Here is a 15,629-nt window from a genome sequence, read left to right on the forward strand (position 1 = left end):
GAATTTTAAAAGCCCTCCATCGCGAGGGCTTTTTTAATATTTGCCCTGAAGAAGTTTCTTGCTGGTAATATCCTTGGTTTTCAGTTTATTTAAAAGTTTCATGAAGGCAATGGCAGTAATAAATGCATCACCGGAAGCAGTATGCCTATCAGTGGTATCAATATTGTAAGCCTCTGCGATTTCGTCAAGAGTATATTCTTTTTTCTGATCAATAAGATTGGTTAAAATTCTTGTCTTTTTATACATCACGGAAGTATCCAGAACATTGTTTTTTAGTTTTGGGAGTCCGTTTCTTTTAAGGGCTTTGTTTACCATTTTCACATCAAAGCCTGCATGATGAGCAACAAGTACTGAATTTTGAATGTAGTTCAGGAATTTTTTTATCGCATCGAGTTCAGGTATTTTCTCAAATCTTTCATTCTGAATGATACCATGGATTTTGACAGTTTCAGGATTAAACTTTTTCTGGTCTAGGAAAACTTCAAAATTATCACTGATTTCAATACTTTTATTTTCTACCCTTACAGCGCCAATACTTAAGATCCGGTCTTCTTCGTAATCGAATCCCGTAGTTTCTGTATCAAAAACCGTAAATCGAACCTCAGAAATATTCTCAGGAAGTTTTTCTTCAAAACTTTTGGCGTAATTCTGCCAGAAATAAGGAAGATTTACATTGTTTTCTTCTTTTTTAAACCACTTTCTAATCATAGATAATAAGTTGCCTCAAATCGAACTTTAATTAATTCCTGGATTTCTTTAATGGTCTTAAAACAACGCTTCAATTTTATCTTGTCCTCTTTGCTAAGATCTTCAAGATTGATAAAACGTCCGTTATCCTTATTCTTTAAACCTTGCTTGGTTCTAAACTTTATCAGTGCTCTTGAAGAATACGCACAAGCCTGATAAATCTCTTTATTGTTTGGTTCAAGCTGGGCTAATTTTTCAAACCTTTCCGAAGTATTGCTGATATTTTTCACCCTATGCTCTAGAATTAATAATCTTGCTGCATCAGTTAAAGGCATGATACCTCTTTTTTTAATATCAAAAAGATCTTTTTTCTCTCCATCCTGTTCTACCAAAAACTGTCTGAAAAAACCGAGTGGAGAAGGGTTTCTTAAAGCTTGTGCGGCCAGTCTGTTCAGGAAATTTCTATTGCCTTTAAGAATATCAAAAATATGATCAGAAATAGAGTTTGTAAGTTTTACTTCTCCATAAGTAATATCAAAATCAAAAAAGATTTGGCAAAGCAGAATTTCATCGTTTCCAGAAGCCGTAACCCATTCTGAAAACTGATCTTTCCATTCAGATTCTGAAAGACAGTATTTTGGATTTCTGGCCATCATTTCTGCAGGACAAAATTCATATCCAATAATATTTAATCGCTTAGTAACCTTGGTGGCCAATTTCAGAAAATAAGCTCTGGTTTCTTCCAGTTTTTTTTCCGGTACATCTTCAAACACCAGAGCATTATCCTGGTCTGTATGTAATAATTGCTCTTTTCTTCCCTGGCTTCCTAAAGACATCCACGCAAAATTAGCCGGCAAGGGTGCATCCATTTTTTCGATACATCTTTTAATTGTTCGTTTGATCGTAGCATCGTTCAATTCAAAAATGATATTAGAGATATGAGTAAGTGGAATATTACTCTTAAGATAACCATTCAGCAGGATCATAATTTTATTCCGAATTCTTTTCAGCTTTTTGGTGCTACTGGCTCTATTAATGGCCTTCATTAAAACCGCAGGATTATTTCCCTGTGATACAATAATATCATGTTCTGATACTATTCCTTTCACTTTCGTATTTGGCGTACCATCTTTAGTGATGCATATATGGTTGATATTATGCTTCATCATGGTTAGCTGGGCCTGCGCGATCGTAAGATTTTTAGAATAGCAGATCACTGGAGATTTCATCACTTCGGTAATTGAATTCTGAATAGGAAGCTTTCCGGTTGCTACCAACTCCCTGAAATCAACATCGGTTACGATGCCTACGGGTTTTTGATCTTCGACAACTATTACCGAACCAACTCTTCTTTTGCTCATTAAAATTGCCGATTTCTGAATACTGGTATCCGGAGAAACGGTGACCATTTTTTTGACTATTGGAATTGGCTGTAGCTCAAATAAAGCTTCTTTTTTAAAGGTAATGTCATCTTCATCTGCTATTAGTTTCCCTTTATGCTCGTTGGAATAAGGGTTTCTGGTATTACTGGCAAAACTTTCCATCAAAAAATTTCCAACATGCGGATTACTGATCGCATATGGTTTGAAAACATTTAACGGAATGGCGTAGATCACACTTTCTTCATCTGTGATCGCGTTTATCTGGTAATTTTCCTTCGCAAAGAGTGGTCTTAAGCCAAAAACATCACCCTCATCACATTTATCAATTGTTTCTGGTTCCTTATTTTCATCAATTTTTTGCAGGTCTACTGCCCCCTTCTGAACGATATAGAAATAATTATGAACGCTCTCATCCCTGGCAAAAATCGTCTGACCTTGTTCAAAATACATCACCTTTATTTCCGCGGCGATCAAATCTAATTGTGATTTCTCGAGTAAAGAGAATGGTGGATAATCACTTAGAAAGTCGGCAATCCGTGAAGCAATTGAATTCGTCAATTTATTGATTTTTAAATTTATTAACGGTTTTGAGTAAAAAATTTAATATTTTAGAGAAAATTACGAAATATGAAACTATTAAAACCTTTATTTCTGGTAACTTTTCTCATTATATCCGGAAGCGGGATTGCTCAGACTCCACCTAGTTTTGTAGAATATGGACTGAATCACCTGAAGTATAACGACTATGGTCAAAATAATAACCGGTCAGTTAAAAATCAAATTGAAAGTTTATATGAGAACGGCTCAACTTATTTAAATGAAGACTTTGAAAATGGAAAGATAGTAAACACCGAAAGTCAAAATTATGAAAACGCTAGGCTGCGATATGATGTTCTTAAAAACCTGATTCAAATTAGGGTAGGTAATACGAATAAGGTTCGTTTCCTTCCGAAAAATGAAAAAATAGCCTATATGATTGGAGATCAAAAATTTGTTTATCGGGAATTTACAGATGTGAATGGTAAAATGTTTTCAGGGTATTTAGAGGAAATATACAGTGATAATAGTATGAAATTATTCGGTAGTTATGAAGCTGAATTTTTTAGAAGAGTTCGTGCAGTTACAGGATACGAAAGATCAAAAGAAGCGAAAATTGAAATAGAGAAGAAATATTATATTTTAAATTCAGAAGGTTCTTTTGAAGAAGTTAAACTTCGAAAAAATAATGTTAGGAATGTGCTTAGCAACAGAAAAACTGAAAGTTTTCTTGACTCAAATAAAATTAAAAACGAGGAAGATCTTATCCAACTACTGAATTATATTAATTGCTAAAATTTAAGATTAGGAGAAGTCTTTTATTTCTAATTATGCTTATTGGATGTTTGGCTCATGCCCAAAGTTTCACTCGCTATCAGATCTAATTGCGGTTTCTCCATTAAAAAGATAGGAGGGAAATTGCTTAGGAAATCCGCGATCCTGTAAGCTATCGTATTCTTCGAAACTAGATATTAATTAAGTATATGGGCTGAAAAAAAAATTTTAAGAAGCAAATTAGGCCATATCATGAACTTATCTACAATCTAACCTTCCTTTTCCAGTTTCAGTGTTCATGATAGGTTTTCAGAGATTTTGCTGTTGATTGATTACAATAATTGAATAATTGCACTATATAAATCTATGATACAGTGATTAAATCAAAAAAAATTCATTAAAATTTATTTAAGGCAAGGTAATTGATGTTAAAAAAATAAATAGTCCATAATTTTCGGGTTGTTTTGAGATTAACTTTAATTTTTTTCTACTGTAATGATGCTATAGGTGATTAAATTGAAGGAGAAGATGAAAATTGTCGGGAACGCTAATAGTGTTCTTAATTTATATAATCAATCATTAAATTTTAAATCCATGAAAAAAGCATTATTATTTATCCTTTTAGGTGGTTCTTTGGCTTTTGGTCAGACCGCGAATAGTAATATGATCATTTTTACCGACTATAATATGCCGGTAACATTAACTTCTACAGAATTATTGGCGCTTCAAAATATTGAAGGATCTACCTATTTATTAGATGATTTTGAGGATGGTAGAATTATAAATTCTAACAATCAAAAGTATGAGAACTCCAGGTTAAGATATGACGTTTACCACGATATGATCCAGATTAGGATAGGGAATACTAATAAAGTTCGATTCCTTCCTAAAAATGAGAAAATTGAATATGTAATAGGAGATCAAAAGTTTATTTATCGAGAATACCAGGATCAGAAAGGCAATGAGCTTTCGGGATATTTTGAAGAAATTTACAAAAACGATAAAGTTACATTACTGAGTAAATATGATATTAATATTCAGTTACCTAGGATTGCTGTGACTGGATATGAAAGGCAGAAAAATGCAAAATTTGATATTGAAAAGAAATATTATTTTTTAGATTCAGATGGCACTATTGAAAAAGTAAGGCTTAAAAATAATAGTGTAAGAAAAACGCTGGAACAGCAAGTTGTCAATAAATATCTTGAAACAAATAAAATTAAAGAGGAAAACGATCTAATCCGTTTATTGAATTACATTGAATCCTAAAAAATATTTCATTAATTTAATACTGAATTCATCAAGGATTATAAAATTAAACTTCAATTTTATAATCCTTGATTAGTTTATACACCGCTTTTTCCGTCTCTGAGAGTTGGGCATAAGAGGGTGAATCATCTGGCTTCACCTTTTTGAAATAAGGAACTATCTCACCGGTTTCATAGGTTTCAATTACCTTAGGATGAACGTAATAACTTCTGCATACTGCTCTTGTATTTCCTAATCCTTCTGCAGCGGCGTCAAAACCTTCCAAAATATTCTTCTTATTTTCTTTTTCGTCTTCGGTATAGCCGATTTCTATTAAAGTTTCGAAAAATATTTTGGTTGCAGACCACGTTCTAAAGTCCTTCGCTGAAAACATATCTCCACTAATCTCATGGATGTATTCATTGATCATTTCGCTATTGATGGTTTGCTTTTCTCCATTTTCATTATAAAATTTAAAAAGTTCCCATCCAGGTATTTCCTCACATTGATTAATAAGGTCAATGAGTCTTCGGTCTTCTACTGTAATAGAATGTTCCTTCCCTTTTTTACCGATGAATTCGAATTTGATTCCGTCCTCAAAAGTTTTTACATGCTTTGTCCTAAAAGTCGATAATCCGTAAGTTTTATTTTTCTTAGCGTAATAGTGATTTCCAACCCTTATATGAGTTTCTTCCATCAATCTGATAACAAGTGCCAGAACTTTACGCTTAGGCATTCCTTTCAAATTTAAATCTTCCTCAACCTGCTTCCTTATTTTTGGTAATATTTTACCAAAGGAGGTCATTTTGAAAAATTTCGTCTGATTCCGAATTTCAGACCAGGTGGGATGATACATGTATTGTTTACGCTCTTTTTCATCCCTTCCTACCACTTGAAGGTGACCATTAGGAAGATGTGTAATCCTAACATTTTTCCATGCCGGCGGGATGACCAGCTTTTTAATTCTCTCTAAAGTTTTTGGATCTGAAATTTTCTCTTCCTTTTTATAATAAGCAAAACCACGTCCAACCTTTTTTCTCTGGATGGATAAATGATTTTCTGAAACGTATCTTAAGTTAGCCAGTTTTACGGCTTGGTGTGTATCGGTCATCACCACTTCAACATCATCAGGCGACAGAGTCATAATTTTTTTATTTAAAGATAGTCTGAAATAGTACTGACCATAATTAAAAAAGTGTGAAATGTTCAGGCTAAAAACAAGAAAACTCCCTGATTTCAGGGAGTTTAACAATAATTTAGGTGCTGTTGAATCTAATCGAAGTAGCTAAAGCTATCTCCTTCTTTGATTTTAAGAAGCGATTCGTAGATTAGATTTATTACATTTTCCACGTCATCACGGTGTACCATTTCAACTGTTGTATGCATATATCTTAAAGGTAGAGATATCAGTGCAGACGGTACTCCGCCATTACTATAAGCAAATGCATCTGTATCTGTTCCAGTAAACCTAGAAGAGGCATGTCTTTGAAAAGGAATTTTCTTTTCTTCCGCAGTATCAATAATAAGCTCTCTAAGTTTATTCTGTACCGCTGGAGCATATGATATAACCGGACCGTCACCAATTTTATTCAATCCATTGGTCTTCTTTTCGATCATTGGGGTAGTGGTATCATGGGTAACATCAGTAACAATTGCAACATTTGGCTGTATGCGATGTGTGATCATTTCAGCGCCTCTAAGTCCAATTTCTTCCTGAACTGAATTTGTTACATAAAGTCCAAAAGGTAATTTCTTCTTGTTCTCTTTTAAAAGTCTAGCTACCTGAGCGATCATGAAGCCACCTATTCTGTTATCCAGTGCTCGGCAAACAAATTTGTTTTCATTTAAAACGAAAAATTCATCAGGATAGGTGATTACACAACCAACATGAACTCCAAGTTTTTCTACATCCTCCTTTTTATCACATCCAACATCAATACAGATATTGTCCATTTTAGGAGACTGCTCTTTTTCCTTATTGCGGGTATGGATTGCCGGCCATCCAAATACACCTTTTACAATACCTTTTTTAGTATGAATATTCACTCTTTTGGAAGCTGCGATCTGGTGATCACTCCCTCCATTTCTAACTACATATATTAGACCGTCATCGCTAATGTAATTTACATACCAGGAAATTTCATCTGCATGTCCTTCGATAACAACCTTATATTTAGCGTCTGGATTTATAACTCCCACGGCTGTGCCGTAAGTATCAGTTATAAATTCATCAACATAAGGTTTCAGGTATTCCATCCATAATTTCTGTCCTTCAGATTCATAACCTGTAGGAGCAGCATTATTTAGGTAAGCCTCTAGAAATTCCAATGATTTTTTGTCAAGTACTTCGCTTTTCTTCATTATTGAATTTTATTTTCACGAATTTAAAAAGTTTTAGATTGGTAACAACTAGCTATTGATTAATTTTGGAATGATTTTGGTGAAATTCATTCGGTAAATGAGCGAAATTTTTCAGATAAGTGATTAAAACACAACTTTACATATTAGTTTTATTAATTGGATATTCGAGCTTTGGTCAGGAACAGAGGTCTGAGGAAAGGGATTCGGTTGCAACAGATACTATAGAAAAGCAGTATATGATCATTGCGGGTGATTCAATACCCCGAGAAGCAATAGATCTTGAAGAAGTTGTTCTATTGCGTAAGCTGAAATTTGACAGTAATGCAGATAGAAAACGCTACCTTATATTAAGGAGAAAGACCAGGAAGGTTTATCCCTATGCTAAGCTCGCATCTGAAAGGTTGGTAGAATTGAATTCAAGGCTTGATCATATTAAGTCTAGAAGAGAAAGAAAAAAGTATACTAAGATTGTTCAGAATTACATTGAAGATGAATTTTCTGCAGAATTAAAAAAATTAACCAGAACAGAAGGTCAGATCCTGGTGAAATTAATTCACAGGCAGACCGGGATTACTACTTTTGATTTGGTAAGAGAATTAAAAAGCGGTTGGAGAGCATTCTGGTATAATACAACCGCGAGTATGTTTGATATCTCTTTAAAAGAGGAATACCATCCTGAATCTAACCAGGAAGATTTTTTAATTGAAGATATTTTACAGCGATCTTTTAGAGATAATATTTTGGAAAGACAGGCGAGTGCTTTAGATTTTGAGTATCTCGATTTGAGCGATAAATGGAATAATTCCAGATCCTCGAAAAAAAGAAGTAAATAATTTTCTCTTTCAGCTTCTGACGATCAGTCTTTTATATCTTAATCTTAATTTTCCCTTAAAAAACCTTGAATTTATTTTGGTTGTAATGAAAAAAGGGGTGTATATTTGCAGCCGCTTTGAGAGCAAGGCGAAGTTCACTGAAAGTACTGAGAGTAAGGCTTACCACGTAAAAAGGGTTTAAAAAAATAAATAAATTTTTTTAGGTTTTAATTTGGTTGGAGAGCAAAACTCGTTTTATATTTGCACCCGCTTTGAAAACGAAGTGGAGTTCATATAGAGATTGATTTGGGAGTAAGCAATTGAGGGCTTGCGCTTTAAAAAGAAATCAAAAATTTTTATTAAAATGTTTTGGTTAGAAAAGAAAAAGCGTTGTATATTTGCACCCGCTTTGCGAGCGAGCAAACGTTCAGAGATACAGACTGAGAATAAAGTAAAACGGCCGGATGGGGCATAATTAGAGAGGTTCGAATCCTCGGGTTTTAACTAAGACAGATTGGGAGACCGATCGAAGTTCATTGATATATTGAATTGACAACAATAATAAAATAGCGATGTTTTATTATAGTGTATAAGAATTAAGACTAGAAGAAGTCATACTGAGCAATTTCTTTAGTAGTTGTTGAATATATATAAGATTTAACGATGAAGAGTTTGATCCTGGCTCAGGATGAACGCTAGCGGCAGGCCTAACACATGCAAGTCGAACGGTAACATAGAAAAGCTTGCTTTTCTGATGACGAGTGGCGCACGGGTGCGTAACGCGTATACAATCTGCCTTTAAGCGGGGAATAGCCCATGGAAACGTGGATTAATACCCCATAGTATATAGCCACCTCCTGGTGATTATATTAAACATTTATGGCTTAAAGATGAGTATGCGTCCTATTAGTTAGTTGGTAAGGTAACGGCTTACCAAGACCGCGATAGGTAGGGGTCCTGAGAGGGAGATCCCCCACACTGGTACTGAGACACGGACCAGACTCCTACGGGAGGCAGCAGTGAGGAATATTGGACAATGGAGGCAACTCTGATCCAGCCATGCCGCGTGCAGGAAGACTGCCCTATGGGTTGTAAACTGCTTTTACAGAGGAAGAAACCTCCCCACGTGTGGGGAGCTGACGGTACTCTGCGAATAAGGATCGGCTAACTCCGTGCCAGCAGCCGCGGTAATACGGAGGATCCAAGCGTTATCCGGAATCATTGGGTTTAAAGGGTCCGTAGGCGGGATAATAAGTCAGTGGTGAAAGTCTGCAGCTCAACTGTAGAATTGCCATTGATACTGTTGTTCTTGAATCATTATGAAGTGGTTGGAATGAGTAGTGTAGCGGTGAAATGCATAGATATTACTCAGAACACCTATTGCGAAGGCAGATCACTAATAATGTATTGACGCTGATGGACGAAAGCGTAGGTAGCGAACAGGATTAGATACCCTGGTAGTCTACGCCGTAAACGATGGTTACTAGCTGTCCGGCCTAATTGAGGGCTGGGTGGTTAAGCGAAAGTGATAAGTAACCCACCTGGGGAGTACGTTCGCAAGAATGAAACTCAAAGGAATTGACGGGGGCCCGCACAAGCGGTGGAGCATGTGGTTTAATTCGATGATACGCGAGGAACCTTACCAGGGCTTAAATGCAGTCTGACAGGTCTGGAAACAGACCCTTCTTCGGACAGATTGCAAGGTGCTGCATGGTTGTCGTCAGCTCGTGCCGTGAGGTGTCAGGTTAAGTCCTATAACGAGCGCAACCCCTGTGGTTAGTTGCCAGCGAGTAATGTCGGGAACTCTAGCCAGACTGCCGGTGCAAACCGCGAGGAAGGTGGGGATGACGTCAAATCATCACGGCCCTTACGTCCTGGGCCACACACGTGCTACAATGGTAGGGACAGAGGGCAGCTACCCCGCGAGGGGATGCGAATCTTCAAACCCTATCACAGTTCGGATCGCAGTCTGCAACTCGACTGCGTGAAGCTGGAATCGCTAGTAATCGCATATCAGCCATGATGCGGTGAATACGTTCCCGGGCCTTGTACACACCGCCCGTCAAGCCATGGAAGCCGGGGGTACCTGAAGTCGGTCACCGCAAGGAGCCGCCTAGGGTAAGACTGGTAACTGGGGCTAAGTCGTAACAAGGTAGCCGTACCGGAAGGTGCGGCTGGAACACCTCCTTTCTAGAGCGATGCATTCACTAGAATGCTAGCGACAATTAGTAAGGGAAGTTTAGCATGGCCTTCGGGTCTTGATTCTTATGTCAATTTGATTATATGGACAGTCTCATAGCTCAGCTGGTTAGAGCGCTACACTGATAATGTAGAGGTCGGCAGTTCGAGTCTGCCTGAGACTACTTGAGAGAGTAAGCCATCAGGTTTAACGAGAAGTTCATTTGAAATTAGGAAATTTTAGAGGTTGAGTAGCCGTTATAAGTACTGTTAACTGATAACTGGTTAGCGCGATACTAAAATAATGGGGGATTAGCTCAGCTGGCTAGAGCGCCTGCCTTGCACGCAGGAGGTCATCGGTTCGACTCCGATATTCTCCACAAGGCGATGCCTTGAGATGTAAATCTTAAGTGATTCGCCGCGAAGGAGCGCTGATAATTTAATTATCGGTGGCGATTCGCCACGTTCATTGACATATTGAGAAACAAAGAATACGAGAACACTATTAGATAGAAATATTTAATAAAGTAATACATTATAATACTTCTAACTGAGTAATCAGTTAGATTAGAGCATTAAGCAAAACGCATACAAGCTAGATAAGGGCGTATGGGGAATGCCTAGGCTCTCAGAGGCGAAGAAGGACGTGATAAGCTGCGAAAAGTCGTGGGGATTGGCACATACAAATTGATCCGCGAATATCCGAATGGGGCAACCCACTACATTGAAGGTGTAGTATCCGCAAGGAGGCGAACCCGGAGAACTGAAACATCTAAGTACCCGGAGGAAGAGAAAACAATAGTGATTGCGCTAGTAGCGGCGAGCGAACGCGCAGTAGCCCAAACCAATGAGTTTACGGACTTATTGGGGTTGTAGGACTGCAACATTGTTTGTATCAGGAATTAGAACAGGTTGGAAAGCCTGGCCATAGACGGTGACAGCCCGGTATAAGTAAGTTGATATAAAGCATAGCAGTATCCTGAGTAGTGCGGGGCACGTGAAACCCTGTATGAATCCGGCGGGACCATCCGCCAAGGCTAAATACTCCTGAGAGACCGATAGTGAACCAGTACCGTGAGGGAAAGGTGAAAAGAACCCTGAACAAGGGAGTGAAATAGATCCTGAAACCATACGCTTACAAGCGGTCGGAGCCACTTCGTGTGGTGACGGCGTGCCTTTTGCATAATGAGCCTACGAGTTACCGTTGCCAGCAAGGTTAAGCAGTTCAGCTGTGGAGCCGTAGCGAAAGCGAGTCTGAATAGGGCGCCATAGTTGGTAGTGGTAGACGCGAAACCGTGTGATCTACCCTTGGGCAGGTTGAAGCTGTGGTAACACATAGTGGAGGACCGAACCCGTTGACGTTGAAAAGTCTTGGGATGACCTGAGGGTAGGGGTGAAAGGCCAATCAAACTCGGAAATAGCTCGTACTCCCCGAAATGCATTTAGGTGCAGCGATATAGTTAGTTTTATAGAGGTAGAGCTACTGATTGGATGCGGGGGCTTCACCGCCTACCAATTCCTGACAAACTCCGAATGCTATAAAATGATGCATATCAGTGAGGGCATGGGTGCTAAGGTCCATGTCCGAGAGGGAAAGAACCCAGACCATCAGCTAAGGTCCCAAAATGTATGTTAAGTTGAATAAACGCGGTTGGACTGCCCAGACAGCTAGGATGTTGGCTTGGAAGCAGCCATTCATTTAAAGAGTGCGTAACAGCTCACTAGTCGAGCGGTCCGGCATGGATAATAATCGGGCATAAACATACTACCGAAGCTATGGACTATAGTTTACTATAGTGGTAGGGGAGCATTGTAACAAAGACGAAGGTGTACTGCGAGGTATGCTGGATTGGTTACAAAAGAAAATGTAGGCATAAGTAACGATAATGCAGGCGAGAAACCTGCACACCGAAAGACTAAGGTTTCCTCAGCTATGCTAATCAGCTGAGGGTTAGTCGGGACCTAAGGCGAACCCGAAAGGGGTAGTCGATGGACAAGCAGTTAATATTCTGCTACTTGCCCCACGTTAAAGCGGACGGAGGCGTAAATTTGGTGCGTACTGACGGAATAGTACGTTGAATCCAGTGGTAACACGGAGATAGTACACAAAAGCTACGGCCGGCGTGATAATCCAGAGGAGCGACTTCCAAGAAAAGCGAGTGGAGGCAACCCGTACCCTAAACCGACACAGGTAGTTGGGATGAGAATTCTAAGGTGCTCGAGAGATTCATGGCTAAGGAACTAGGCAAAATTGGCCCGTAACTTCGGGAGAAGGGTCGCCCCCTTATGGGGGGCCGCAGTGAAAAGATCCAGGCGACTGTTTATCAAAAACACAGGGCTCTGCTAAATCGAAAGATGACGTATAGGGCCTGACACCTGCCCGGTGCTGGAAGGTTAAGGGGAGATGTTAGCTTCGGCGAAGCATTGAACTGAAGCCCCAGTAAACGGCGGCCGTAACTATAACGGTCCTAAGGTAGCGAAATTCCTTGTCGGGTAAGTTCCGACCTGCACGAATGGTGCAACGATCTGGATACTGTCTCAGCCATGAGCTCGGTGAAATTGTAGTATCGGTGAAGATGCCGATTACCCGCTGTGGGACGAAAAGACCCCGTGCACCTTTACTATAGCTTAGTATTGACTTTGAACAAGTGATGTGTAGGATAGGTAGGAGACTTTGAAGCGGTATCGCCAGGTATCGTGGAGTCGTTGTTGAAATACTACCCTTTACTTGTTTAGAGCCTAACTTCCAATGGAAGGACAGTGCTTGGTGGGTAGTTTGACTGGGGTGGTCGCCTCCAAAAGAGTAACGGAGGCTTCTAAAGGTTCCCTCAGCACGCTTGGTAACCGTGCGTAGAGTGCAATGGCAAAAGGGAGCTTGACTGAGAGACATACAGGTCGATCAGGTACGAAAGTAGAGCATAGTGATCCGGTGACACCGCATGGAAGGGTCATCGCTCAAAGGATAAAAGGTACGCCGGGGATAACAGGCTGATCTCCCCCAAGAGCTCACATCGACGGGGGGGTTTGGCACCTCGATGTCGGCTCGTCACATCCTGGGGCTGGAGAAGGTCCCAAGGGTTGGGCTGTTCGCCCATTAAAGTGGCACGCGAGCTGGGTTCAGAACGTCGTGAGACAGTTCGGTCTCTATCTACAGTGGGCGTTAGAAATTTGAGTGGACCTGATCCTAGTACGAGAGGACCGGATTGGACGAACCTCTGGTGTATCTGTTGTTCCGCCAGGAGCACTGCAGAGTAGCTACGTTCGGAAGGGATAAGCGCTGAAAGCATATAAGCGCGAAACCCACCACAAGATGAGATTTCTTTAAAGGACCGTGGGAGACTACCACGTTGATAGGCTACAGGTGTAAAGGCAGTAATGTCATAGCCGAGTAGTACTAATAATCCGTAAAGCTTGATGCGTGATGGCTCTGGAGCCGCAAAACTCCAGAGCCGCCAAATGCTTACCATTATAAAGTATCACCGTTCTTCGTTTATTTTTTGTTTCTTAAGTATGTCAACAATATTAGTGTCAACAGACACAGTTTTAAGCTCGAAGCTTATAACTTACCTTTTAAGGTGGCTATAGCAACGGGGCTCACCTCTTCCCATCCCGAACAGAGTAGTTAAGCCCGTTAGCGCAGATGGTACTGCTATCATTGTGGGAGAGTATGTCGCCGCCTTCTTCTTGAAAACCCTTTATCTCAACAGATAAAGGGTTTTTTTATGGGGTAAAATTAAATTTCCTCATTACTCATTATTTCAAAATACGACAGTTGTCGTATTGTAGTCATTTTTCTTCCTATCTAGATTTACTCTCTCAATTATTAACCAAAATCCAATAATTATGAAAAGAGTAAATTTTCTCAAAATGTTTATGCTGGTCCTCGGAATTTCAGCACTAGTACTTACAGGATGTTCAAAAGATGATGATTCTACTGGTTCTGGTGATGGTGGTGGGGAAATGACCGCCAATATTACCGGATCTGGATCTTTCAAATCTTTTCCTGCTTCATCCAACGCTGTAAAGCAATCAATTGGTTCCATGAGTACCATGCTTATGGTGCAAGGAACCAATTCAGATGGTCAAGGAATTACCATTAATATCATGGGATACACCGGGGAGGGTACCTACGATTTTACTTTTGGTTCTTCCAATTCTAGTTCGGCAATCTACACCGAAACCGATATTAGTAATCCCACTGCTACTCAAATCTGGACTACACTTTACAATTCAGGATCTTCTAATGGTTCGATAACTATTTCAGAAGAAAGTAATTCCGGAGTTAAAGGTAGCTTCAGTTTCAAAGGTACCAACTCCAACGACAATTCAGTAAAAACAATTTCCGAAGGGAAGTTCAACGTAAAATTTAAATCAAATTAAAAGATTATGAATAAGATATTTCTAATATTAAGCTTTTTGCTCTTAAGTTCTTTTGCCGTTAACGCTCAAAGTTTAGGAGATTATAAGCCGTGGATCACAAAATATGGGACTAAGAATTTTAAGGATGCTAATCAAAAAATTTATATAAGTGAATTCAATATTCATTATCAAATTTATAATGAAGTTATAGATTATAAACAAGGCGGAAACATGTTCCACAGTGGGGTGAAAGGAGATGCTACTGCGGAACTCGCTGTAGGTCTTGGCGGTGTAAGTGAAGAAGAATTGATAGCAACTACCGATAAATTATATAAAGAATTTACAGATTTACTCAGCTCAAAAGGATTTACTATAATGTCTGCCAATGATGCTGCAAATATTGAAGCTTATTCCGGCTGGGCTAAATCTACAGGTGGAGAAGTTAGAAAATCTACTATCCCGGGAATCGTCACTGTTAGTCCTACGGGTTATGATTATTACTATAAAGTGAATAATAAGGGGGAAGAAAAGAAAAAAAGCAAATTTGCAGCTGCGATGGGTAATACGAACGACAAAAACGTATCTAAGGAACTTAATGACGCTGTAATAGCTAATGTAAATCTATATGTTATTTTCGCCGACTACGGAAGTGGTTTTGCTCCTGGTGGTGCAAAGGTAAAAATTAAGCCAGACCTAAGACTTACTGACATTTATACTGTCGCGAATAAAAAAACTAAAGGTTTGAGATTTAAAGGTTCGCAAACTACGGATAATGTAAATAGTAAGATCACTTTTTTTTCAGGTAAAATGGGAATGAATGCGAAGGCGAATTTTATAGGAGCACTAAAAAAGCCGATAGAAATCGATGGAGTTGTAAGTGAGGATAAATTAGTTACTTCTGCCTATGGAGATATTGACATGGTTGGTACATCGAACGCTTATTTTAAGATCTATAGTGCTGAATCGAAAAATGTAAAGGATCTTAAAACTCTGGAAGTTGATGGGGCAAAATATGCTAACGGTAGTTATATGGCCTGTAAAAAAATGCTAATGGATCAAACACAAACCTTTTTGGCCAGTTTCTAATAAAACTTCAATTTGGGTTTTTAACCTGAGGTCTGTTGACATAAGTCGCCGACCTCTTTTAAATATTATTGATAATGCATTTTGGAGTAATAGTATTTTTTGTTGGAGTAGTCTTTGGAATTTTCATTATCAACGAATTCGTAAAATTAAGGCTGATAAAAAATAATTTTGTTACTAGAATCCATTCTTTGAATCATACCCTAAA

General features: G+C 38.9%; 9 protein-coding genes, 2 tRNA genes and 3 rRNA genes. 10 read left to right on the forward strand and 4 right to left on the reverse strand.

From position 1 onward, the window contains the following. Positions 1-33 precede the first annotated feature (33 nt). Both AC2S94_RS11415 and AC2S94_RS11420 read right to left on the reverse strand, forming a co-directional pair. Positions 34-708 carry a 3'-5' exonuclease gene (locus AC2S94_RS11415; RefSeq protein WP_484628710.1) on the reverse strand — a complete coding sequence of 225 codons (675 nt, stop codon included), beginning with the start codon at positions 706-708 and terminating at the stop codon, positions 34-36. Then, a complete protein-coding gene (locus AC2S94_RS11420) occupies positions 705-2,627 on the reverse strand; it encodes a DUF294 nucleotidyltransferase-like domain-containing protein (protein ID WP_484628711.1) in 1,923 nt (640 codons plus the stop codon). The genes AC2S94_RS11415 and AC2S94_RS11420 overlap by 4 nt, the downstream gene beginning before the upstream one ends. A gap of 69 nt (positions 2,628-2,696) precedes the next feature. On the opposite strand from AC2S94_RS11420, the gene AC2S94_RS11425 reads away from it, so the two are divergent. After that, complete coding sequence (locus AC2S94_RS11425; protein ID WP_484628712.1) at positions 2,697-3,401, forward strand: hypothetical protein; 705 nt, start codon at positions 2,697-2,699, stop codon at positions 3,399-3,401. Between the two features lie 573 nt (positions 3,402-3,974). Further along, complete coding sequence (locus AC2S94_RS11430; RefSeq protein ID WP_484628713.1) at positions 3,975-4,649, forward strand: hypothetical protein; 675 nt, start codon at positions 3,975-3,977, stop codon at positions 4,647-4,649. Between the two features lie 46 nt (positions 4,650-4,695). On the opposite strand, the gene AC2S94_RS11435 is transcribed toward AC2S94_RS11430, so the two are convergent. Continuing rightward, positions 4,696-5,772 (reverse strand): DNA topoisomerase IB, encoded by a 1,077-nt coding sequence (locus tag AC2S94_RS11435; protein WP_484628714.1) that lies wholly within the window; start codon positions 5,770-5,772, stop codon positions 4,696-4,698. A 128-nt stretch (positions 5,773-5,900) separates the two neighbouring features. After that, positions 5,901-6,989: a M42 family metallopeptidase gene (locus tag AC2S94_RS11440; RefSeq protein WP_484628715.1), complete on the reverse strand. Its 1,089-nt coding sequence runs from the start codon at positions 6,987-6,989 to the stop codon at positions 5,901-5,903. A gap of 122 nt (positions 6,990-7,111) precedes the next feature. Here AC2S94_RS11440 and AC2S94_RS11445 point away from each other — a divergent pair, with 122 nt between their 5' ends. The 8 genes from AC2S94_RS11445 to AC2S94_RS11480 all read left to right on the forward strand — a co-directional run bounded on the left by AC2S94_RS11445 (position 7,112) and on the right by AC2S94_RS11480 (position 15,424). Then, complete coding sequence (locus AC2S94_RS11445; RefSeq protein ID WP_484630913.1) at positions 7,112-7,822, forward strand: DUF4294 domain-containing protein; 711 nt, start codon at positions 7,112-7,114, stop codon at positions 7,820-7,822. Between the two features lie 639 nt (positions 7,823-8,461). Next, positions 8,462-9,991, forward strand: a 16S ribosomal RNA gene (locus AC2S94_RS11450). Between the two features lie 99 nt (positions 9,992-10,090). Then, positions 10,091-10,164: transfer RNA gene (locus AC2S94_RS11455), tRNA-Ile, on the forward strand. A gap of 121 nt (positions 10,165-10,285) precedes the next feature. Next, positions 10,286-10,359 (forward strand) — tRNA-Ala (locus AC2S94_RS11460). A gap of 207 nt (positions 10,360-10,566) precedes the next feature. After that, positions 10,567-13,398, forward strand: a 23S ribosomal RNA gene (locus AC2S94_RS11465). A gap of 152 nt (positions 13,399-13,550) precedes the next feature. Then, positions 13,551-13,661: ribosomal RNA gene (gene rrf / locus AC2S94_RS11470) — 5S ribosomal RNA — on the forward strand. Together the 16S, 23S and 5S rRNA genes with 2 tRNA genes alongside form the textbook arrangement of a ribosomal RNA operon. Positions 13,662-13,822: 161 nt before the next feature. Then, the gene (locus AC2S94_RS11475) at positions 13,823-14,359 is read left to right on the forward strand and encodes a DUF6252 domain-containing protein (protein ID WP_484628716.1); all 537 of its coding nucleotides are present in this window, start codon (positions 13,823-13,825) and stop codon (positions 14,357-14,359) included. 6 nt (positions 14,360-14,365) lie between these two features. After that, complete coding sequence (locus AC2S94_RS11480) at positions 14,366-15,424, forward strand: hypothetical protein (protein ID WP_484628717.1); 1,059 nt, start codon at positions 14,366-14,368, stop codon at positions 15,422-15,424. Positions 15,425-15,629 lie beyond the last annotated feature (205 nt).

The sequence above is a fragment of the Christiangramia pacifica genome (assembly GCF_057221535.1).